This window comes from Streptomyces sp. NPDC005492, assembly GCF_040605995.1.
GTDB lineage: Bacteria > Actinomycetota > Actinomycetes > Streptomycetales > Streptomycetaceae > Streptomyces.
In genome coordinates this window covers 131,809-153,691 of record NZ_JBEXDX010000015.1, presented here as the reverse complement: position 1 = coordinate 153,691, position 21,883 = coordinate 131,809, and the positions used below count along the sequence as shown (strand labels likewise).

Here is a 21,883-nt window from a genome sequence, read left to right as displayed (position 1 = left end):
ACCCCCTGTGTATCTGGATTGTTGCTGAGATTGTTAACAAAACCGTTGACACTCCGGAAACGGACTCCTAGCGTCTAGCGCACCACACCGGGTCAGCCGCCAGAGCCGCGTCGACCCGATCACTGATCCCCTCCAGGAATCCCCTCCTGGACGAGAGGAAACAAAGATGTCCTCCTCCCCGACCCTGTCCGCCCGTGGCAGCAGACTGGCCCTGCTGGTCATCGGTCTGTGCTGGCTGGCCGTGCTCTTCGACGGCCTCGACATGTTCATCTACGGCTCGGTGCTGCCGCACCTGCTGGAGACGAAGACCTTCGGTCTCACCGCGGACCAGGCCGGAGACCTCGGCAGCTACGCCACCTTCGGCATGCTGGTGGGCGCCCTCACCGCGGGCACGGTCGCGGACCGGATCGGCCGCAAGCACCTGATGATCGCCTGCGTGACGCTCTTCTCGCTCGCCTCCGGCATCTGCGCGGTCTCCGGCAGCGTCGAGGTCTTCGGCCTCGGCCGCACCCTCGCCGGCGTCGGCCTCGGTGGTCTGCTGCCCACCGCGATCAGCATGGTCTCCGACTACGCCCCGCGCGGCCGTACCGCCATCACCATCGGCATGCTGATGACCGCCCACCACGCCGGCGGCATCCTCTCCGCCTACGTCGCCAAGTGGCTGGTGGACCCGGTCGGCTGGCGCGCCGCGTTCTGGGTCTGCGTCGTTCCGCTGCTCTTCGTCCCGGTGCTCCTGAAGTTCCTGCCCGAGTCGCTGAGCTTCCTGGTCGCCAAGGGCCGCACCGACGAGGCCCACGCCCTCGCCGAGCGCTTCGAGGTCGAACTCCCCGCCGCCACCGGCAAGAAGACGGCCGCCGACCGCTGGGACGCCCTGCTCAACCTCTTCCGCGGCGGCGAGTGGCTCCAGACCCTGCTGTACTGGCTGGCCTCCTTCGGCGGACTGCTCCTCGTCTACGGCGTCGCCACCTGGCTGCCCACCCTGATGCGCGCCGAGGGCTACGCGCTGGCCGACGCGCTGACCTTCGTGGTCGTCTTCAACCTCGGCGGCATCGTGGGCATGCTCGCGGCCGGCCGCGCGGCCGACCGCTTCGGGGCCCCGCGCATCTCGGCGATCTGGTTCGCGCTGACCGCCGTCGGTGTCTTCCTGCTCGGCGTCCACATGGACCAGACCGTGACGATGCTGGTCGTCTTCCTCACGGGCGTCTTCCTCAACAGCGCCCAGACGATGATCTACGCGACCGTCTCGATCCGCTCCACCCCGGACAACCGTGCCACCTCGGTCGGTTGGACCTCCGGCATGGGCCGCTTCGGCGCGGTCTTCGGCCCCTGGCTCGGCGGCCAACTGCTCGCCTCCGGCAACGGCGACTGGGGCTTCACGTCCTTCGCCATCGCCGGTCTGTCGTCGATGGTCTTCATCGGCATCGCGGCCCTGCGCACCTCGAAGCAGGCGGCCCAGGCCGACACCCCGCAGGAGCTGGTCGGCAGCCACTGACGGCCAGGGGACACACCGAGCAGGCCCGGACGCCGGCCACCGCAGGGGATGCGGGGGCCGGCGTCGGCCTGCGAGCGTGGCCCCTGCGGTGGCCTGTGCGGGGGGACCGGCTTCAGCGCGGAGGTGATGGCCGAACCGGCCCTGCCCGGACTGGAGTTGACGGCGGCGACGCTGGGGCCGACTGGGCGATCGAGATGGCCACCGTCGGGCTCTTCGCCGAGCCGCTGATCCCTGCCGTCACCGACCTTCTCACGCGGCGACGAGGCGACCTTCCGGCGCGCGTGGACACGAGGACATGCCGAAGGGCCTGCCGCCCGGTTGGGCGCAGGCCTCCTCGTCGCCGTGCGGCTCCTCTAGTCGTCCGAGCCCATCTGGTCCTCCGCCGACAGGTGCTCCACCGTCTTGCCCGTCTCGGTGAACGTCCGGGTCACATAGCCGGAGGAGTACACCCACAGGATGCGCAGCGGGGTGTCGCCGATGTTCCGGAACAGGTGGGGGATCGGTGAGGGGACGTACGTGGTGTCGTACTGCTCCAGCTTCGTCACCTCGCCGTCGACCCAGACCTCCGCCCGGCCCTCCAGGATGGTCACGTGCTCGTCGCAGTTGTGCGAGTGCAACGGCGCCCCGCAGCCGACCGGATACACGCTCATCCCACTGGTGATCAGGTTCTCCCCGCCCGCCGAAGGCGTCGTCACGAGGGGCGTCGACACGACGGCACCGCCCCGGTCGAGAGCGGGTACGGACGCGACCTTGATGATCGTGGTCATCCGGATTTCCTTTCCACTTACACACTTCTGCGTCGAACGACGTTAGGCCGCGCACGGACGAATGGGTGCCCTCTGGCGTGCAGCTTTACCTTGCATTTCCAGAGGGGTGAGCTTTCCTGACCCGGCTGTAGCGTCGGCACGCACCGCACGGCTTCACGATCCGTGCACGTAACGCGCCGGAAAGAAAAGGCAGGTATCGGCCCATGAGGCTCCCCGTTCTCACCGAAGAGGAAATGGACCCGCGCCAGCAGGAACTGGCCGCCCGCATCGCCGGCCGGCGCGGTGCCGTCCGCGGACCCTTCCGGGTCTGGCTGCACAGCCCCGAGATGTGCGAACGGGCCGAATCCCTCGGCGCGTTCGCCCGCTTCGACTCCAGCCTCCCCAAGCACCTGAGCGAACTCACGCTGCTCATGGCCGCCCGCAACTGGGACGCCCAGTACTCCTGGAACGCCCATGTGCACCAGGCGATCGAGGCCGGCATCCCGGAGGCCGCCGTCAAGGCGATCGCCGAGAAGCGCGAGGCCGTCTTCGACAACGAGGCGGACCAGGCCTTCTACCAGTTCTGCCGCGAGATCCTCGACGAGCACTTCGTCACCGACGCGACCTTCGCCGCCGCGCTGGAGCACTTCGGCTCCAAGGGCCTGGTCGACACCATCGGCGCGCTCGGCAACTTCACCATGCTCGGCATGTGCCTGAACACCTTCCAGGTGGACCTCCAGGCCGACAAGGAGCCGCCGTTCCCGGACATCCGCGGCTACGGCCGTGTCGCCCCGGACGACTCCGCGGGCACCGAGCCACGCCCATGACAACTCCGGGGGGAGACGCGGTACTTCGCGTCCGGGGCGTCACCAAGAGCTTCGGCGGCGCGGCCGCGCTGAAGGGCGTGGACCTCGACCTGTATCCGGGCGAGGTCCACGCGCTGATGGGCATGAACGGAGCCGGTAAGTCGACGTTGGTACAGGTCCTTTCGGGGGTGCACCAGTGCGACGAGGGCACCGTCGAGGTCAACGGGCAGGCGCAGCACGGACTTACGGTGCGCAAGGCGCGCCGGCTCGGTGTCGCCTCGGTGCCCCAGCGCCGCGAACTGGCGATGGGGCTCACCGTCGCCGAGAACGTGATGCTGGGCGATCTGCCGACCCGGGCCGGCGCCGTGCGCTGGAAGGCCGTCAACTCCGAGGCCCGCACGGCACTTGAGGCCCTCGGCATCGACATCGACGTGACACGGACCGCGGGTTCGCTCACCGTCGCCGAGCAGACCATGGTCGAAGTGGCCCGCGAGGTCCGGCGCGGCGGCCGCATCCTGATTCTCGACGAGCCGACCGCCTGTCTCAGTGCCGAAGCGGCCCACCAGATAAGGGAGTTGGTTCGCGCCCTGCGCGACGAGGGCGTGGCCGTCGTCTACATCTCGCACTACATCGACGAGGTCCTCGCCGTCGCCGACCGAGTCACCGTCCTGCGTGACGGAGCGGTCGTACGCAGCGCTCCGGTCGACGAGTTCGACGCGGCGGGACTCGTCCGCAGCATGGTCGGCCGCGACGTCGTCTCCCGGCGGACGCAGCGACCCGCGCCGAAGGACGAGATCGGCCTGACCGTGCGCGGCCTCACCGACGGCCGGGCCGTACGGGACTTCACCGTCGACGTGCACAAGGGCGAGATCGTCGCCGTGCTCGGGCCGGCCGGGGACGCGCAGTCGCGCCTCTTCGACCTGCTCTCCGGCCGCCGCCGTCCCGACACCGGCCAACTCGCCGTGGACGGCGCCCCGGTGCCTTTCGGCCGGGTCCACGCCTCCCTTGCCAGCGGTCTGCGCTGCGTCACCGGCGACCGCCGGGCCCTGGGCCTGGTCCCCGAACTGTCCCTGGACGAGAACCTGATGCTGGCCGGCGACCGTTTCGCCCGCAGGCGTATGCACCGCCGTGCCGAACTCGCCCGCCGCGCCGCCCCGTTGCGCCGCAGCTACGGTGTGGTCGCCCTCGCCGGCAACCCGCCCGTGGGCGCGCTCTCCGGCGGCAACCAGCAGAAGGTGCTGCTCGCCAAGTGGCTGCAGACCGAGCCGGTCGCCTGCTTCCTGGAGGACCCCACCAACGGGGTCGACATCGCGGCCATGGCCGACATCCACGCCCTCGTCGACGACCTCGCCTCGCGCGGCGCCGCCGTACTGCTCGCCTCCTCGTCCGCCGAGGAGGTCATGCGCCTCGCCGACCGGGTCGTCGTCGTCAGCGCCGGCCGGACGGTCGCCGAGCACGACGTCGACGCCATCACCCACGACGAACTCGTCGCCACCGCCCTCGGAGGTCAACCGCAGTGAGCGTCAAGACAGTCACCGACGCCCCCGGGGTCTCGGAGCCGCCCGGGAAGACCCGCCGCCTCTCCTGGTCAGGGCTGCGCGGTGCCCCGCACACCGGGCTGATCGCCGTGCTGATCGTGGTGATCGTCGCCACCTCGCTGCGGACCGACTCGTTCGCCACCGACACGAACGTCATCAACATCCTGCGCCAGGTGAGCGTCGTCGCCGTGATCGCGGCGGGCCTGACGCTGCTGATGACCGCGGGCGGCATGGACTTCTCGATGGGCAGCAACGTCGCCGTGACGACCGCGGTCGGGGCGCAGTTGCTGGCGCACGGCCACTCGACCGCGTTCACCGTCGTCGCCGCACTGGTGCTGGCCACCCTGATCGGTCTGGTCAACGGTGTGGTGGTGACGTTCACGAACGTCGCCCCGTTCGTCGCCACCCTGGCGACGGCCACCCTCCTGGACGGCGTCGCCCTGCTCGTCCTGGACAGCGTCAGCGTGTCCATCGGCACCAAGATGTTCGCCCTCGGGAACAACAAGATCCTCGGGGTGCCCTACCTCCTGGTCGTGGCGATCCTCGTGCTGGTGGCGACGGCCCTGGTCATGCGGTTCACCGTGTTCGGCCGCGACGCCTTCGCCATCGGCGGCAACGAACACGTCGCCCGCCTCAGCGGCATCAACGTCACCGCCCGCAAGCTCTCCCTGTACGCCCTCACCGGCGCCTTGTCCGGGCTGGCCGGCCTGATGCTGCTGTCCCGGCTCAGCGGCAGCAGCCCCGGCACCGGCGGACTCTCGCTCCAGCTCCAGGCGGTGGCCGCGGTCGTCATCGGCGGCACCGCCCTGGCCGGCGGCTACGGCACGGTCCTCGGCACCGCGCTCGGAGTGGTCCTCCTCGGGGTGGTCGCCAACGCCCTCAACCTGCTCCAGGTCTCCAGCAACTACCAGTCGGTCTCCGTCGGCGGAGTGCTGCTGATCGCGGCCATCGCCAACGAGATGCACAAGGCACGTTCAGCACGTCATTGATCATCCCTCCGCACCCCGCATCCATGAAAGGCGGTTCACCATGAGAATTTCGGTCCCATCCCGCAGAGCCATGCTCGCCACGTTCGCCGGCACCACCCTGGTGCTGAGCGGTTGCGGTGCGAGCGACGACAGCGGCAGTTCCGGTGACGTCACCCTCGGGTTCGTCAACGGCGGCGACACCGAGTTCCACAGTTGTCTGCAGAAAGCGGTCGAGCAGACGGCGAAGACACAGAACGCCAAGGTCTTCACCGCCAACTCGCACCAGAATTCCACCACCGAGCTGTCCAACATCGAGGACATGACCTCGCGCAATGTCAGCGCGCTGATCGTGCAGACGGTCAACGTGGACGCGCTGAAGGGCGACATCGCCAAGGCGAAGGCCGCGAACATACCGATCTACCTGACCTCCGTGGCCACCAGCGACGTCAACGACATCCTCGGCGCCGCCGTGGTCGACCTCGGCAAGCTCGGCGCGCTGGACGCGGGCTGGATCGAGCAGGACGCGGCCGGCAAGAGCGTGCAGGTCGGCGTCATTGCGGGCGCGCCCGGCGCCGCCTCCGACCTCATGGTGGGCGGCTTCACCAAGGCGCTGCCGAGCACCGCGAAGGTGGTCGCGAACCAGCCGGGCATGTTCAACCCGGTGAAGGCGCAGGACGTCGCCGAGAACATGATCCAGGCCCACCCGGACCTGCAGTACGCGTTCGTCGCCTCGGAGGACATGGCGCTGGCCGCCCGCAAGGCGTTCGACGCGGCCGGCAAGAAGGACGTGAAGATCGTGACCGCCAACGGCACCGCCGAGGGCCTGGCCGCCGTCAAGGACGGCCGGCTGTCCGCCACCGTGGCGAACTCGGCCATGTCGATCGGGCAGACCGCGGTCAAGAACGCGGTCGGTCTCCTGGCCAAGAAGAAGGTTGACAAGATTGCCAACATTCCTCTTTTGTTGGTCACCAAGGACAACCTGAGCAAGGCACCCCAGTACTGCCCCGAGTAACACCGCCGCGTGGGCAGCGTGTCTGCCCCCGCACCGTCCCGAGCCGCCCGTCCGGCATGCCGCTGGAGTGTCCTGATAGAGCCGCTATGAGGACATTCCGGATCCGACCGGACCCCTATGTACGACCGGCACCGCCGCCGGGGCCCACCCCTGGCACACGTGGGCCTCCGGAGGAATCATGGATCGACTGCTCCTCATGCACAGCTTCGTCACCGTCGCGCAGACCGGGAGCTTCAGCGGCGCCGCCAAGAAACTCGGCTCGTCGGGTTCGCTCGTCTCGCGCCACGTCGCCGAACTGGAGCGACAGGTCGGCGTCCGTCTGGTCAACCGCACCGCCCGCTCGGTGAGCCTCACCGAACCAGGACTCCGGTACGCCGAGTTCGCGGCCCGCATCCTCGACGAGATAGAGGCCGAGGACGCCGTCATCTCGCACCTGCACGACCGCGCCGAGGGCACCTTGAGCATCATCTGCCCCAAGTGGATCGGCAGCCTGGACCTCGGAGACGCGATCGCCGCCTTCTCCGCCGCCCACCCCAAGATCCACGTCCGCTTCGAACTCGGCGGCATGTCCGACCGCACGTACGACTTCCTGGACAGCGGATTCGACGTCGCCTTCCACACCCGCGACCTGCGCGACTCCAGCGTCCGCCTGAAGAAGATCGCCTCGCTGCCCTTCGTCCTGTGCGCGTCCGAGACCTATCTGGAGCGCGGCGGCCCGCTGACCGAGCCCAACGCCCTCGCCCACCACGACTGCCTCGTCCACGTCAACGACCCGGTCTGGCGCATCGGCCACGGACACTCCTCCACCCTGCACAAGATCCGCAACGTAGCCTTCTCCTCGAACTCCTACCTCGCGCTCCAGAAGGCCGCCGTCCACGGCCGCGGCATCGCCCTGCTCCCGCAGCGCCCCGCCTACGACGACCTCCTCTCCGGCGCCCTCAAGGTCCTGCTGCCCGAACTCGCCGTACCGGACCGTCCGCTGTACGCGATCTACGGCCCCGGCCAGGCCACCCCGCGGAAAGTCACCGTGTTTCTCGACTTCCTCACCGAGTGGTTCTCGAACAATCCGATTCCCGCGATCGGCCGCTGACCCGCGCCTGTACGGCCGCCGTCAGGAGCGGCGACCGATAACGCAAGAAACGATTGCAATGCCTGCGCGACCTGGCTGTTGAGGTGGTCAAAGCCGCAAATCTACGATCGCGGAGAACCGGTGACCGTAGTAGCACCGCAGGCGAGATCCGCGACGAAGCGAGGAATCGATGGGCATCCAGAGAATCGAATCGGTCACCTACGGCATCGACGATCTCGACGAGTGCGTACGGTTCTTCGACGACTTCGGGCTGTTCCTGCTGGAGCGGACCGACGAGCACGCGGTCTTCGAGACCCTGACCGGACAGACGCTCCACCTGGACACCGTCCCCGGCCCGCTGCTGCCGCCGCCCCTGGAGGCCGGCCCCACCATCCGCGAGATGGTCTGGGGCGTCGACACCCCCGAGGAACTGGCCCGGCTCGTCACCGCGGTCGGCCGTGACCGCAAGGTCCACGAGAGCGCCGACGGTGTCTTCCACACCGTCGACGAGAGCGGCTACGGCGTCGGACTCACCCTGGCCCGCCCCAAGGACGTGGACGTCACCCCGCGGCCCGCCAACGCGATGGGCAGCGTCGACCGCTGGAACAGCGCGCTGGAACCGCTCACCCGGGCCTTCCCGCTGCGCATGTGCCATGTCGCGCTGAACATCGTCAAGGACGGCCGCGAGGAGGCCGTCGCGTTCTACACCGAGCGGCTCGGCTTCCGGCCCACCGACGTCGTCGAACCGATGGGCGTCTTCATGCAGGCACCGGGCGACGACGACCAGCACACCATCCTGCTGTGCCACCGCCCCGACCGCGCCGGAATCAACCACATCGCCTACGAGGTCCCCGGCTTCGACGACGTCATCGAGGGCGGCAACTTCATGATCGAGCGCGGCTGGCGGGAGGCCCGCAAGCTGGGCCGCCACACCGTCGGCTCGAACGTGTTCCGGTTCCTGCACGCGCCGTGCGGCGGCCGCGTCGAGTATGCGGCGGACATGGACCGCGTCGACGACACCTACGAGACCCGCGTCCACGAGACGACTCCGCCCCACCACATCTGGGCGCTGCGCTCCAACCGCGACCAGGACGCCCCCGCCTCCTGAACCACCATCCAGACTTTCCCAGCCTGAGAGGGCACCCACTCATGACCTCCGACCACGGCTACCCCGCCGTCCGCATGTACATCGCGGGCGAGTGGTGCCAGGGCGGCACCGGACGGACCGCCCCGATCGTGAACCCGGCCACCGAGAAGGTGATCGGCGAAGTACCCCTCGCCACCACCGCCGACCTCGACCGCGCCCTCGACGCGGCCACCGAGGGCTTCCGCACCTGGCGCGCCACCCCGATCGCCAAGCGCTCCGCGATCCTGCACGCCGCCGCCGACCTCATCACCGAGCGCGCCCCGGAGATCGGCCGGATCATGGCCCAGGAACAGGGCAAGCCGCTGCGCGAGGGCACCACCGAGGCGCTGCGCACCGCCGACACCCTGCGCTGGCACATCGAGGACGCCCGCCGCGCCTACGGCCGGATCATCCCCTCCGCACCCGGCACCGTCCTCACCGTCCGCCGCGAACCCGTCGGCCCCGTGGCCGCGTTCGTGCCCTGGAACTTCCCCGTCGGCGGCCCCAACCGCAAGCTGTCCTCCGCGCTGTCCGCGGGCTGCTCGATGGTCATCAAGGCGTCCGAGGAGACCCCCGGCACCGCCGCCGCCCTCGTGGCCTGCTATGCCGACGCCGGACTCCCGGCCGGTGTCATCAACCTCGTCTTCGGCGAACCGGCCGAGGTCTCCGCCCATCTGATCCCCTCACCGAAGATCCGCCTGGTCGCCTTCACCGGCTCGGTCCCGGTCGGCAAGCTCCTCGCGGCCCAGGCCGGCGAGGTCATGAAGCCCACCCTGATGGAACTCGGCGGCCACGCCCCGGTCGTCGTGTGCGCCGACGCCGACCCGGTGAAGGCCGCCCGCAAGGCCGCTCAGGCGAAGTTCTTCAACGCCGGCCAGGTGTGCACCTCGCCGAGCCGCTTCTACGTCCACGAGAGCATCGTCGAGGAGTTCACCGCCGAGTTCGTGAAGGCCGCCCAGGCAATCACCGTAGGAGACGGTCTGGACTCGGAGACCGGCATGGGCCCGCTCGCCAACGAGCGCCGGCTGCAAGCCATGGAAAGCCTGGTCGCCGACGCCGTCGAACGCGGCGCCAAGGTGCTCACCGGCGGCCAACGCCTGGAGCGCGACGGCTACTTCTACGCCCCGACCGTCCTCACCGACGTACCGGCGGACGCGAGGCTGATGCACGAGGAGCCCTTCGGCCCGCTCGCGCCCATCGTCCCCTTCACCGACCTGGACGAGACCCTGGCCCTCGCCAACGCCCTGCCCTACGGCCTCGCCGCCTACGGGTTCACCGAGTCCGCCGCGACCGCCGAGAAGCTCTCGGACGCGCTGGAGGCCGGCATCCTCTCCATCAACCACTGCGGCGGCTCCGTCGCGGAGGCCCCCTCCGGCGGCGTCAAGGAGAGCGGCTACGGCAGGGAGGGTGGCCCCGAGGCCCTCGACGCCTATCTGATCACCAAGCGCGTGTCCCACCAGTTGGCGGGCTGACGCGATGAGGTACACCCGCGTCTCGGTCGGCGGACGGGCGGTCTGGGGCCGCGTGGGGGAGGAGGACATCGAGCTGCTGTCCGAGTCCCCGATCGACGGCGACCCGACCGTCATCGGCACTGTGCCCATCGCCGAAGCCCAGTGGCTGCCCGTCGTCGTCCCGCCCGTGTTCTACGCGGTCGGCATGAACTACCCCCGCCACATCGCGCACGCCCACGCCGAGACGCCCACCCGCCCCGAGGTCGGCTACCGCGCCAACAACGCGCTCACCGGCCACCGTTCGCCCATCGTCAAGCCGGCCGAGGTCGAGGGCCGCTTCGAGGCCGAGCCGGAACTCGTCGCCGTGATCGGCCGCACCCTGCGGCACGCCACCCACGACGAGGCCCGCAAGTCGGTCTTCGGCTGGACGATCGGCAACGACGTCAGCGCCCGCACCTGGCAGCACCAGGACCGCTCGTTCTGGCGCAGCAAGAACAGCGACACGTTCAAGCCGATGGGTCCGTGGATAGAGACCGACGTCGACGCCCTGGCGCAGACCACGACACTCCGTGTGAACGGAGAGGTCCGCGCCTCGTTCGCCACCGGCGACATGGTCTTCGACCCCTACGACCACATCGTCGAGCTCACCAAGCACATCACCATGCACCCGGGGGACGTGCTGTGGATGGGCGCCGAGTCCACCTGCCAACTCGAACCCGGGGACACCGTGGACATCGAGATCAGCGGCATCGGCGTCCTGTCCAACCCCGTACACCGCGAAGGGAATCCGTCATGAGCAGCGCACCCCGCTACATCCACCACGTCAACTTCCCCACCACCGACCCCGACCGGACCGCCGAGTGGTACACGAAGGTCTTCGGGATGAAGCGGATCCAGCCCAAGTCCAACACCCGCGTGGTGCTGATGACCCGCGGCAACTTCGACCTGCACTTCACCCCGGTCGAGGAGATGGAGCGCATGGCGCCCTATCACTTCGCCGTCGAGGTCGACGACTGGGACGAGTTCCTCGCCCACCTCAACGACCTCGGCATCCGGCACACCCGGCCCATCGAACGGCCGGAGAACCAGTCGAAGTTCTGCTACATCCACGACCCCGACCACACCATGATCGAGCTGGTCTTCCACGGCCGCCGCCCCAACTAGCCCCGCGCGTACAGGAGTTAACCCCCATGCCCATCGCCGACTCCGACGGCACCTCCATCTACTACGAGCGCCACGGCAACGGTCCGGCGATCCTGTTCGTGCACGGCAGCGGCGGCCACCACGCCGCCTGGTGGCAGCAAGTGGCCGCGCTGCGCGAGGAGTTCACGGTCGTCACCGTGGACCTGCGCGGCTTCGGCAAGTCCGACTCCTCCATGCCCGAGTTCGACGGCCAGGACTTCCCCGGTGACGTCGTCGCCGTCCTCGACCAGGAGGACCTGACCGACGCCATGCTCGTCGGGCAGTCCATCGGGTCCGTCGCCGCCCTGCGCGCCGGACTGCTGCGGCCCGAGCGGGTCGGCTCCGTCGTGCTCGGCCACTCGCTGGGCGGCATCAGCCACCCCGAGCTGAAGGAACTCGCCGCCGCCGACCGCGCCGAGGCCGTCAAACTGCCGGTCATCGACCGCCTGTTGACCAAGAGGTTCCAGCAGGAGCGGGCCGACCTCACCTTCCTCTTCCAGCAGATGGGCACGTTCAACGTCGCCAAGATGCAGGACCTGCGCAACCTCGACACCAACGGCCCGTCGCTGGACGACATCCGCGCCTCGGGCGTCAAGGTCGCCTTCCTCGCGGGCGAGAAGGACGCGGTGCTCAGCGTGAAGACCGTGACCCGCGCCCACGAACTGCTGGCCGGCTCGCACCTGGAGATCGTCCCGGACGGCCCGCACTCCATGTACTGGGAGACGCCCGAGAAGTACAACGCCGCCGTCGCCCACCTGCGCCGCACCCTCACCGCACCGAAGGAAGCAGCATGAGCAGCCTCACCCTGGCCGCCGCCGAGGAGATCATCGACGCCGCCCACAAACGCGCCCAGTCCGTCGGGAAGGCGGTGAGCGTGGCCGTCGTGGACGCGGGCGGTTTCCCGATCGCCATCCGCCGCCCGGACGGCGCCCGCCCGCTCACCCCGGACATCGCCCGCGCCAAGGCGTACACCGCGGCCATCATGCAGCGCCCCGGCAAGATGCTCAAGAAGTGGCAGGAGAGCCAGCCGGTCTTCTTCTCCCAGCTCTCCCAACTCCCCGGCGCCGCCATGCCGATCATGGCCACCGAGGGCAGTCTCACCATCAAGAAGGACGGCGAGATCATCGGCGGCCTCGGCATCGCGGGCGGCACCGCGGACGAGGACCAGCAGATCGCCGAGGAGGTGCTCGCCTCGCTCGGCTACGAACTGGAGTTCGCCGCCTGGGGTGTCGCGGGCAAGCCTGCCTCGTCCGGAAAGGACGCATGACCCATGGCGGACACGTTCAACTACCGCATCGACCACCACGGCAGCCTGGTCCGCCCGTCGGAGCTGATCGCCGCGCGCGCGGCCGGCGACCCCGAGGCGCTGAAGGAGGCGGAGCTCCAGGCGGTCAAGGACGCCGTTGTCCTCCAGCGCAAGCTGCGCTCCACCGTCGTCACCGACGGTGACTTCCCCCGGGAGGACTTCCGCAGCGCGGTTCTTGACGGAGTATCAGGGTTCCGGCGCACGGACGAGACCGACGTCGACGGCCTGGTGCGCTGGGTCGCGGAGTCCCTTCCGAAGGCCAACGGACCGCTGCTCGCGGACTGGACGGCACGCCTCTCGGAGCTGACCCTGATCGCCCCGAAGGCCTCGCTGCCCTCACCCGCCTACCTCGCCGCCACCACCTACCAGGCAGGTCTCGGCCCGTCCTCCGCACGGGAGTTGGGGGAGGCGCTCGCGGAGATCGTCCGCGCGGAGATAGCGGCGCTGGTCGCCGGCGGGGTACGCCTGATCCAGCTCAACAACCCTCTCCTGCTGGGGCAGTTGGCCACCGACCCGGCCGACCCGGGCGCGCTCTCCTTCGCGGACGCCCTCGCCGTCGACGCCCTGGCGGTACGCCTGGACGAGCGCCCCGAGGGCGTGAGGATCGCGATGGCTCCCGGTCCGGTCGCCCCCACCGCGGTGGACTGGGCCCGTGCCGAGAAGCTCTACGGCGAGATCGGCGCCGACCGCTGGGTCCTGCCCTTCGACCAGGGCACCCCGGCCGAACTCGCCCTGGTCAAGGCCCTTCCGGAGGACCGTGACTTCTGCCTGGGTGTCGTCGACGCGACCGTGCCCGCGCTGGAGGACGTCGACACGGTGATGTCCAGGATCGACGCCGTGGGCGAGTTCAAGGACCTGGAGGACGGGGCCGTGGCGCCGTCCCGGGGCTTCGCCGACGTGGCGAGCCGGCCGCTGCTGAGCGCCGAGGAACAGCGCCGGAAGATCGAGTTGGTGGAGACGGTCGCCCGGTACGTGTGGGGCAACGAGTTCTGACGTACGAGCCGGGAAGCGCGGGGACGCGCTTCCCGGCTGTGTCCGTCACAGGACCTCGGCGAATGTCACCCTGCGCTCGGTCAGCAGCGGCCAGACCGTCTTCACGATCAGCTCGTCGAAGTGCTCGGCCGCCTTGTGCGCGTCGAAACCTGCCCGGTCGGCGTACCGCTCGTACAGCACGAAACTGCCGGGCTTGTCCGCCTCGGCGTGCACCTCGTACGCCAGGTTCGCCGGCTCGGCACGGGTCTGCTCGCGCACCTTCAGCAACGCGGCGCGCACCGTGGCCTCGTCGGCGGGCTCGCAGAAGTAGTGGGCGATGACTGCGTAGGCCATGTCGTGTCTCTCCTCATCGAATCCTCGGCTCCCGGCGGCCCGGTACACGCCGTCCGGCCTGCCGATTCCAACACGGGACAACCCTCCGCCGACCTGCGCGCGGCGCAAGCAATGCCTGCCCGCGCGGGGCTGGTGGCACCGCCCCCACATGGTGTGTTGTCGCATTCGGCCCACTGTGGCCGCTGACTGTGCAGACCGCGGACCCGCGCCGCGGCGGACGAAGGAAGTGATCTTCATGCGAAGCCTGGAAACCCTCTCCGGTGGAGAGTGGGTGGCGACCGGCGAGTGGATCGAGGTGCACGATCCCGCGGACGTCCGCACCCCCCTCGCGCGCATCCCCGCCCTCGCCGCCAAGGACGTCACCCGCGCCTACGACCACGCCGAGCGCGGCTTCGCCGTATGGAAGCGCACCAGCCCCTTCGAGCGGGCCCGGATCTTCACCGAGGCGGCGAAGCTGATCCGCGAGCGGGTCGAGGAGATCGCCGCCGACGTCACCGCCGAGAACGGCAAGACCGGCGCCGAGGCCCGCGGCGAGACCCTCAAGGCCGCCGACTTCCTCGACTACTACGCGGGTCTGGCCCGCCAGGGCTACGGCACCCTCCTGCACGACGCCCGCCCCAACACCCGCGTGCACACCCAGCGCGAGCCGATCGGCGTGATCCTCGTGATCAGCCCCTGGAACGACCCGCTGATCACCCCGGCCCGCAAGCTCGCCCCGCTGCTCGCCACCGGCAACGCGGCCGTGTTCAAGCCGGCGACCGAGACACCGTTGTCGGGCCTGCACTTCGCCCGCGCCCTGCACGACGCGGGCCTGCCCGCAGGCGTCCTGAACGTGGTCACGGGCCGCACGGCCGAGATCGAGGAGGCGCTGCTCGACGACCCGCGGATCGTCGGCATCACCTTCACCGGCTCGAACGAGGTCGGCAACCGGATCCGCCGCCGGCTCGCCGACCGCAACGTCCGCTTCCAGGGCGAACTCGGCGGCAAGAACGCCTCCGTCGTCCTCAAGGACGCGGACCTGCCGTTCGCCGCGAAGACCGTCGTGGCCGCCTCCTTCGGACAGGCCGGCCAGCGCTGCACCGCCACCAGCCGCGTGATCGTCGAGCGGCCGGTGTACGAGGAGTTCACCAGGCTGCTGGTCGCCGAGGTCGAGGCGCTGAAGGTCGGCCCCGGCAGCGACCCCGCGACCACCCTGTGCCCTCTGTCCAGCCCCAAGCAGCGCGACAGCGTCCTCGCCCACCTCAAGGGCGCCGTCGACCAGGGCGCCACCGTCCTCACCGGCGGCGCGGCCGACACCGAGGGCGACCACGCGCACGGCTGCTTCGTCCAGCCGACCGTTCTCGCCGACGTCACGGCCGAGACCGCGATCTGGCGCGAGGAGGTCTTCGGACCGGTCCTCGCCGTCCGCGCCGTAGAAGACTTCACGCAGGCCGTGGACGCGGTGAACGACTCCGACTTCGGGCTCGCCGCCGCCGTGTTCACCCGCGACCTCGCCTCCGCGTACCGCTTCGCCGACGACGCCGAGTGCGGGCAGATCGCGGTCAACGCGACCACTCCCGGCTGGGACGTGCACCTGCCCTTCGGCGGATTCCACGACTCCGGCACGGGCTACAAGGAGCAGGGCGACGAGGTCCTGCGCTTCTCCACCCGGGTCAAGACCGTCGCCATCCACATCGGCGCCTGAACAGACGTGCAAGACAGAGAGGAGGATGCCGATGGCTGACGAGACGATCGGCATCGTCGGCGCCGGCATCGTGGGCCTGGCCACCGCCCGAGAGATCGCCCTGCGCCGCCCCGGCACCCGGGTCGTGGTGATGGAGAAGGAACGCGCGGTCGCCGTCCACCAGACCGGACACAACTCCGGTGTCGTGCACGCCGGCATCTACTACGCGCCGGGCAGCCTCAAGGCCGACCTGTGCGTCCGGGGCGTATCGATCCTGCGCGAGTACTGCCAGGACAGAGGGCTGCCGTACGACGAGATCGGCAAGCTCGTCGTGGCCGTACGCCCGGACGAACTGGGCCGGATGGAGAACCTGTACGAGCGGGCCAGGAACAATCACGTGCCCGAACTCCGCAAGATCTCCCGGGAGGAGATCAAGGAGCTGGAGCCGCACGTCGGCGGTATCGCGGCCCTGCACTCCCCGCGCACCGCGATCACCGACTACCCGGCGATCGCCCGCGAGTTCGCCAAGGACATCGAGGCCTCCGGCGGCGAGGTGAAGCTCGGTTTCCCCGTCACGTCGATCACCAACGTGCCGGGTGCCATCGAGGTCGCCTCGGGACAGGAACGCGTCCGGGTCGACCGGCTGATCCTCTGCGCGGGCCTGCACTCCGACGCCGTGGCGAAGCTCGCGCAGGACAAGAGGGAACCGAAGATCATCCCGTTCCGGGGCGAGTACATGCTCCTCAAGCCGGACCGCACCCACCTGGTGCGCGGGCTCATCTACCCGGTGCCGGACCCCCGTTACCCCTTCCTCGGCGTGCACTTCACCCCGCGCGTCGACGGCAGCGTCGAGGTCGGCCCGAACGCCGTCCTGGCCCTGGCCAAGGAGGGCTACAAGCTCAGCCGCCTCTCCGTGAAGGACCTCGCCCAGCTCGCCGCCTATCCCGGCTCCTGGAAGATGGCCGCCCAGCACTGGCGCACCGGCATCAAGGAGTACCGCGGCTCACTGTCCGCGAAGGCCTTCATGAAGGACGCCAAGCTGTACGTCCCCGGTGTCGGCGTCGCCGACGTCGTACGCGGCGGGGCGGGCGTCCGTGCCCAGGCGCTGGACCCCCACGGCACGCTGGTGGACGACTTCCGCATCCATCAGGTGGGCCGGATCACCGCCGTGCGCAACGCGCCCTCGCCGGCCGCGACAGCGTCCATGGCGATCGCCGAGCACATCGTGGGCGCCGTGTTCGACGCACCGTCCGCAAGTTGAGAATGCCCTGCGTGCAGCGGTGTTTCGCGCAACTACTGCTTGCGCTCCCGGGGCTCGGCAAGGCCTCGCGGCCCGCCTAGCGTTCCTTCCACACCACCTCATCACCTCCTCCGCAAGCCCTTCGAGAGACCTTCGAGAGAAAGAGTTCAGGACATGTTCGTTGTCGACACGCAGATCCACATCTGGAAGGAAGAGACCCCGGACCGCCCCTGGGTCCCGGGCGCGCGGGAGCGCATCCGCCTCAACGGACACCGCGAGGACCCCTTCTCCTACGAGGAGGCGCTGGAGCTGATGGACGAGGCCGGCGTCAACCGGGCCCTCATCCTGCCGCCGTCCTGGGAGGGCGACCGTATCGACTACGCCCTGGAGGCCTGCGAGGCGCACCCGGACCGCTTCGGCATCATGGCGCGCATCCCGCAGAACAAGCCCGAAGAGGGCAAGGCGATGCTGAAGGACTTCGCGCAGAACCCGCATGTCAAGGGCACGCGCCTCACCTTCCACCGGCCGCAGGACCGCAACTGGATGATCGACGGCACCAACGACTGGTACTGGCCGATCGCCGAGGAGCTGCGCATCCCGACGATGGTCCACGCGCCCATCTGGAAGCGGGAGTTGGGCGAGATCGCCGCCAAGCACCCCGAGCTGAAGATCATCATCGACCACATGGGCATCATGGCCCGCTGCGTCGACGACGCGATCGGCTACTGGGTCTCGGAGACCGCCGACCTGGCCGCCCACCCGAACATCTACGTGAAGGTCTCGGCGCTCCCGGGCTACTCCACGCAGCCGTTCCCGAACAACAACATCCAGAAGTACGTGCGCGAGATGGTCGACAAGATGGGCCCGCAGCGCTGCTTCTACGGCACCGACATCACCCGCCTGCTCGGGCACGGCATCACGTACACCGACACGATCGAGCAGTTCACCAAGCACTGGGACTTCACGCCCGAGGAGCTTGAATGGATCATGGGCCGCGGTATCTCCGAGGTCCTGAACTGGCCGATCGAGGGCTGAGGAAACACGAGAGATGACCGACACCACCCACACCCCTGGCGCCGACGGCGGCGACGCTCTCGTTACCGCCTTCAACGCCGTCGGCGCCGACTACATCTTCTGCTCGTCGGGCTCCGAGTGGGCCCCCGTCTGGGAGTCCCTGGCCCGCCGCCACCGCGACGGACTGCCCTGCCCGCAGTACCTGGACCTGACCCACGAGACCGTCGCCGTCGGCATGGCCACCGGCTACGGACTTCTCGAGCGCCGGCCGCAGGGCGTGCTGCTGCACGCGGCCCCCGGTCTGCTCCAGGGTTCGATGGCCGTGCACGGGGCGCTGCTCGCGGGCGTCCCGATGGTCGTCAGCTCCTCGGAGTCGACCACCTACGGCGACGGCCCCGGCCAGGACCCGGGCGGCCAGTGGTACCGCAACCTGTCCATCGTGGGCGGCCCGCACCAGATCGCGCAGCCCTTCACGAAGTGGTCCAACGAGGCCGCCAGCGTCCACACCCTGCCCACGATGGTGGCGCGGGCGGCGGAGCTGGCCTGGCGGGCCCCGGCCGGACCGGCGTACCTCAACGTGCCGCTGGAGATCCTCCTGGAGGAGTGGGACGGCCGCGAGGCCAAGCCCATCGTGAAGCCCGGCTCCACGCACAGCTCGCCCGAAGAGGTCGATCCGGTCGCCCAGTTGATCCGCGAGGCGAAGAACCCGGTCGTCGTCACGGAGACGGCCGGGCGCGAGGCGGGCGGCTTCGAGGCCCTCGTCGCCTTCGCCGAGGCCTGGGACATCCCGGTCGTCGAGCCCGACTCGGCGGTGTGCGGCAACTTCCCGCGCACCCACCCGCTGCACGCCGGCAGCGACATCGGACCGTGGATGGACGAGGCGGACCTGATCCTCCTCGTCAACTGCCGGGCACCCTTCTACCCGCCGTCCCGCCGCCCCTCCAAGGCGACGATCGTCGTCATCGACGAGGTACCGCAGCGCCCGCACGTCGTCTACCAAGTCCTGTTCGCCGACACGTACTTGGAAGGCAACGTCGCCAACACCCTGCGCCAACTGACCAAGCGGGCGAAGGATCTCGACACGGCGGCAGTCGCCGTACGGCGCACCGCGCAGGAGGAGCGGCACGCCGCCGAGCAGGCCGCCATCGCCGGCGCCGAGGCGAAGGCGCGGCAGGCCGAGGGCATCGACCCGGTGCTCGTCGCCGCCACGCTGCGCCAACTGCTGGAGGGCAAGGACGGGATCGTCGTCGACGAGACCATCACCCACAGCCGCGTCGTCAAGCGCCACGTCCAGACGGCCGACCCCGACTCGTACTTCTACGTGCAGGGCGGCCTCGGCCAGGGCATCGCGGTCGCGCTCGGCGTCAAACTCGCCGCCCAGGAACGCCCGGTGGTGCTCACCATCGGCGACGGCGCGTTCGCGTACAACCCGGTCATCCAGTCCTACGACGCCTCCAAGGCGTACGAACTCCCGCTGCTGATCGTGGTGTTCAACAACCGCGTCTACAAGTCGATGAACCTCAACCACCGCAGGTTCTATCCCGAGGGCGCCGCCGCCGACACCGGCGAGTGGCTCGGCACCGATCTGCACCGGCTGCCCCGACTCGCCGCGTTCGCCGAGCCGTTCGGGATGCACACCGAGACCGTCGACGCGCCCGACGCCCTCGCACCCGCGCTGGAGCGCGCGCTCAAGGCCGTGGCGGAGGGCACCACCGCCGTCGTCGACGTACTCGTCACCCGCTGAACCAGGAAGGCACCCGCCACCATGTCCGACACCGCAACGCCCAAGCCGGGCAAGGTCCTTGTCGCCGCAGACGACCTGCGCACCTTCTCCGCCGCCCTTCTGGAAAAGGGCGGCCTGAACGCCGAGCAGGCGCGCACCACCGCCGACGTGTTCGTGTGGGCCGCGCTGCGCGGCGTCGACTCGCACGGCATCGCCCGCGTCCCCGCCTACCTGGAGCTGCTCGCCAAGGGGGTGGCCAACGCCGACGCCGACATCAGGATCGAGTCCACCGCCCCGGCCGCCGCCGTCCTGGACGCCGACCGGGCCCCCGGCCCGGTCGCCCTCAGCGCCGCCGCCGACGAGGCGGTCACCCGGGCCAGGACCAGCGGCGTCGCCGCCGTCGGGGTCCGCCGTACCGTCCACACCGGCGCCATCGGCTACTACGTGTCGAAGATCGCCGAGCAGGGCCTCGTCGGCATCGGCTATGTCTCCGGGATGCCCAACATGGGCTACACCGGCGTCAAGGGCGCCGCCGTGGCCACCAGCCCGCTCGCCATCGCCGTACCGGCGCAGGCCCACGCCCCGCTGCTGCTGGACATGGCCACCGCCACCATCGCCCTGGGCAAGATCCGCCAGGCGAAGGCGAGCGGCACCCCGCTGCCCGAGGGCGCGGCGGCCACCGCGGACGGCACCCCGACCACCGACCCCGAACTGGCCGTCATGCCACTGCCGTTGGGCGGTGCCAAGGGATCCGGGATGTCCCTCGCCTTCGAACTGCTCACCAGCGTGCTGATCGGCGCGCCGATCTTCGCCGCGTTCCACTCGGACGACCCCCAGGGCCGCAAGCACCGCCAGAACGCGCTGCTCATCGCCCTGGACCCGGCGGCCTTCGGCGACCCGGCCGCCTTCACTGCGGCGGTCGACGACACGCTGGGCACGCTGAAGCAACTGCCCCCCGCCGATGGCGCCGAGGGCGTCTTCTACCCCGGCGAGCGCAGTGCCGCGGTCGCCGAGGCACGCGGCGCGAAGGGCATCCCCGTCGCGCCCAAGGTGTGGCGTGAACTGACCGAGGCGGCGGGCAAGTTCGGCCTCACCCTGCCGGAGCCGGTGCCCTCGGCGTGAACGACTGCACTTCGCCGACCGTCCGAGGGGGGACGGTCGGCGAAGTGCGCTTTCCGTACGCTGAGTTCAGGCCGAGCCCACGGCATCCCGCATCTGACGGGCAATCAGGGCATAGGTGTGCAGGGCCCGTTCGTCGTCCGTGCCGTCGTAGCCGTGGTCGGCTCCGGCGACGTCGACGTGCTCCACCAGGGCGCCCGCGGCCCGCAGCCGGGCGGCGTAGGCGACGCCCTCCGCCTTCAGCAGGTCGTACTCGGCCGTGACGACCAGGGCCGGGGCCATGCCCTTGAGGTCCGCGGTGTCCGAGGGGTGCGCGGGTGACACCAGGCGGTCGGTGCGCAGCTTCGGATCAGGGACGTACGCCGCGTCGAAGAGGTCGGCCATCCAGGGCCGCAGTACCGGCTTGGCGATGGCCGCGTGCTTGTCCTTGGCGCCGGTCGCGAGGTCCAGCGGCGGATAGTGCAGCACCTGGAGCGCGATCGAGGGGCCGCCCTCCTCCAGCGCCTGCCGGGCCACCGCCGCCGCGAGTCCGCCTCCGGCGCTCTGCCCGCCGACGGTGAGCCGGTCGCCGTCCCAGCCCTGTTCGGCGCCGTGCTCCGCGATCCACCGCACGACCTCGTACGCCTGCCGGGGCGGCGCGGGGAAGGGGTGCTGCGGTGCGACGACGTAGTCCACGTTGACGACCACGACGCCCGCCTCCGCCGCGAGGTACCGGCACAGGGGGTCGTCCATCTCGGTCAGCGGGATGACGTAGCCGCCGCCGTGGAAGTTCACGTGCACCGGCGGGGACGGATCCTCCGACGCGGGCAGGTACACCGTGGCGCGGGCCGGGGCGACCGTGGCCGGGATCGTCAACTCCCGTATTCGGCGCGGGAAGTCCGGGAATCGCTGATGCGAGGCGGCGGCGGATCCCCGCCCGCTCGGGCGCCGGTCGGCCATCCGGGTAAGACGTTGCAGGGACTTGGCGGCGATGGCGGCCACCACCGGCCGGGCCAGAACAGACATGCCGCTCCATTCATGGAGTACGCGCGAAGGGGAGCCCGGTCGCCGGGGCTGGATCGACAGGATTCCTGGCGATGGGTAGGGCGACGATAACACGGGT

General features: G+C 70.0%; 21 protein-coding genes. 18 read left to right on the top strand and 3 right to left on the bottom strand.

Annotated features, from left to right (window positions below; all coding sequences use genetic code 11):
• The first annotated feature begins 166 nt into the window (after positions 1–166).
• On the top strand, positions 167–1,492 hold the full coding sequence (locus ABZT04_RS21965; protein ID WP_356058513.1) for an aromatic acid/H+ symport family MFS transporter: 1,326 nt from the start codon (positions 167–169) through the stop codon (positions 1,490–1,492).
• Between the two features lie 353 nt (positions 1,493–1,845).
• Here the strand turns inward: ABZT04_RS21965 and ABZT04_RS21960 are convergent, their stop codons facing one another.
• Positions 1,846–2,259 carry a cupin domain-containing protein gene (locus ABZT04_RS21960; RefSeq protein ID WP_356058511.1) on the bottom strand — a complete coding sequence of 138 codons (414 nt, stop codon included), beginning with the start codon at positions 2,257–2,259 and terminating at the stop codon, positions 1,846–1,848.
• A gap of 233 nt (positions 2,260–2,492) precedes the next feature.
• Here ABZT04_RS21960 and ABZT04_RS21955 point away from each other — a divergent pair, with 233 nt between their 5' ends.
• The 12 genes from ABZT04_RS21955 (at position 2,493) to ABZT04_RS21900 (ending at position 13,689) form a co-directional block, all read left to right on the top strand.
• Positions 2,493–3,065, top strand: coding sequence for a carboxymuconolactone decarboxylase family protein (locus ABZT04_RS21955; RefSeq protein ID WP_355916338.1), 573 nt, complete (start codon positions 2,493–2,495; stop codon positions 3,063–3,065).
• Positions 3,062–4,564, top strand: a complete 1,503-nt coding sequence (locus ABZT04_RS21950; RefSeq protein ID WP_356058510.1) for a sugar ABC transporter ATP-binding protein — start codon at positions 3,062–3,064, stop codon at positions 4,562–4,564. Before ABZT04_RS21955 ends, ABZT04_RS21950 begins: the two co-directional genes overlap by 4 nt.
• On the top strand, positions 4,561–5,571 hold the full coding sequence (locus ABZT04_RS21945) for an ABC transporter permease (protein ID WP_356058509.1): 1,011 nt from the start codon (positions 4,561–4,563) through the stop codon (positions 5,569–5,571). The genes ABZT04_RS21950 and ABZT04_RS21945 overlap by 4 nt, the downstream gene beginning before the upstream one ends.
• Before the next feature lie 40 nt (positions 5,572–5,611).
• Positions 5,612–6,562, top strand: coding sequence for a sugar ABC transporter substrate-binding protein (locus ABZT04_RS21940; protein WP_356058507.1), 951 nt, complete (start codon positions 5,612–5,614; stop codon positions 6,560–6,562).
• Positions 6,563–6,740: 178 nt separating this feature from the next.
• A complete protein-coding gene (locus ABZT04_RS21935) occupies positions 6,741–7,652 on the top strand; it encodes a LysR family transcriptional regulator (RefSeq protein ID WP_356058506.1) in 912 nt (303 codons plus the stop codon).
• A gap of 169 nt (positions 7,653–7,821) precedes the next feature.
• Positions 7,822–8,739, top strand: coding sequence for a VOC family protein (locus tag ABZT04_RS21930; protein WP_356058505.1), 918 nt, complete (start codon positions 7,822–7,824; stop codon positions 8,737–8,739).
• A 41-nt stretch (positions 8,740–8,780) separates the two neighbouring features.
• Positions 8,781–10,229, top strand: a complete 1,449-nt coding sequence (locus ABZT04_RS21925; protein WP_356058504.1) for an NAD-dependent succinate-semialdehyde dehydrogenase — start codon at positions 8,781–8,783, stop codon at positions 10,227–10,229.
• 4 nt (positions 10,230–10,233) lie between these two features.
• Positions 10,234–11,004, top strand: a complete 771-nt coding sequence (locus ABZT04_RS21920; RefSeq protein ID WP_356058502.1) for a fumarylacetoacetate hydrolase family protein — start codon at positions 10,234–10,236, stop codon at positions 11,002–11,004.
• A complete protein-coding gene (locus tag ABZT04_RS21915; RefSeq protein WP_355916220.1) occupies positions 11,001–11,372 on the top strand; it encodes a VOC family protein in 372 nt (123 codons plus the stop codon). Before ABZT04_RS21920 ends, ABZT04_RS21915 begins: the two co-directional genes overlap by 4 nt.
• Positions 11,373–11,398: 26 nt before the next feature.
• A complete protein-coding gene (locus ABZT04_RS21910) occupies positions 11,399–12,184 on the top strand; it encodes an alpha/beta hydrolase (RefSeq protein ID WP_356058501.1) in 786 nt (261 codons plus the stop codon).
• On the top strand, positions 12,181–12,657 hold the full coding sequence (locus ABZT04_RS21905) for a heme-binding protein (RefSeq protein WP_355916213.1): 477 nt from the start codon (positions 12,181–12,183) through the stop codon (positions 12,655–12,657). Before ABZT04_RS21910 ends, ABZT04_RS21905 begins: the two co-directional genes overlap by 4 nt.
• Positions 12,658–12,660: 3 nt before the next feature.
• A complete protein-coding gene (locus tag ABZT04_RS21900; RefSeq protein ID WP_356058499.1) occupies positions 12,661–13,689 on the top strand; it encodes a methionine synthase II (cobalamin-independent)-like protein in 1,029 nt (342 codons plus the stop codon).
• Positions 13,690–13,734: 45 nt separating this feature from the next.
• On the opposite strand, the gene ABZT04_RS21895 is transcribed toward ABZT04_RS21900, so the two are convergent.
• A complete protein-coding gene (locus ABZT04_RS21895) occupies positions 13,735–14,022 on the bottom strand; it encodes a putative quinol monooxygenase (RefSeq protein WP_356058498.1) in 288 nt (95 codons plus the stop codon).
• Positions 14,023–14,257: 235 nt separating this feature from the next.
• Between ABZT04_RS21895 and ABZT04_RS21890 the strand changes: the two genes are divergently transcribed.
• The 5 genes from ABZT04_RS21890 (at position 14,258) to ABZT04_RS21870 (ending at position 20,784) form a co-directional block, all read left to right on the top strand.
• Positions 14,258–15,706: an aldehyde dehydrogenase family protein gene (locus tag ABZT04_RS21890; RefSeq protein WP_356058496.1), complete on the top strand. Its 1,449-nt coding sequence runs from the start codon at positions 14,258–14,260 to the stop codon at positions 15,704–15,706.
• A gap of 31 nt (positions 15,707–15,737) precedes the next feature.
• Positions 15,738–16,946, top strand: coding sequence for an L-2-hydroxyglutarate oxidase (lhgO, locus tag ABZT04_RS21885; RefSeq protein ID WP_356058495.1), 1,209 nt, complete (start codon positions 15,738–15,740; stop codon positions 16,944–16,946).
• Between the two features lie 153 nt (positions 16,947–17,099).
• Complete coding sequence (locus ABZT04_RS21880) at positions 17,100–17,960, top strand: amidohydrolase family protein (protein WP_355916198.1); 861 nt, start codon at positions 17,100–17,102, stop codon at positions 17,958–17,960.
• Positions 17,961–17,973: 13 nt separating this feature from the next.
• Positions 17,974–19,683 carry a thiamine pyrophosphate-dependent enzyme gene (locus ABZT04_RS21875; RefSeq protein ID WP_356058493.1) on the top strand — a complete coding sequence of 570 codons (1,710 nt, stop codon included), beginning with the start codon at positions 17,974–17,976 and terminating at the stop codon, positions 19,681–19,683.
• A gap of 21 nt (positions 19,684–19,704) precedes the next feature.
• Positions 19,705–20,784 carry an Ldh family oxidoreductase gene (locus ABZT04_RS21870; protein WP_356058492.1) on the top strand — a complete coding sequence of 360 codons (1,080 nt, stop codon included), beginning with the start codon at positions 19,705–19,707 and terminating at the stop codon, positions 20,782–20,784.
• 66 nt (positions 20,785–20,850) lie between these two features.
• Here ABZT04_RS21870 and ABZT04_RS21865 read toward each other — a convergent pair whose 3' ends face one another.
• The gene (locus ABZT04_RS21865) at positions 20,851–21,786 is read right to left on the bottom strand and encodes an alpha/beta hydrolase fold domain-containing protein (protein ID WP_356058490.1); all 936 of its coding nucleotides are present in this window, start codon (positions 21,784–21,786) and stop codon (positions 20,851–20,853) included.
• Positions 21,787–21,883 lie beyond the last annotated feature (97 nt).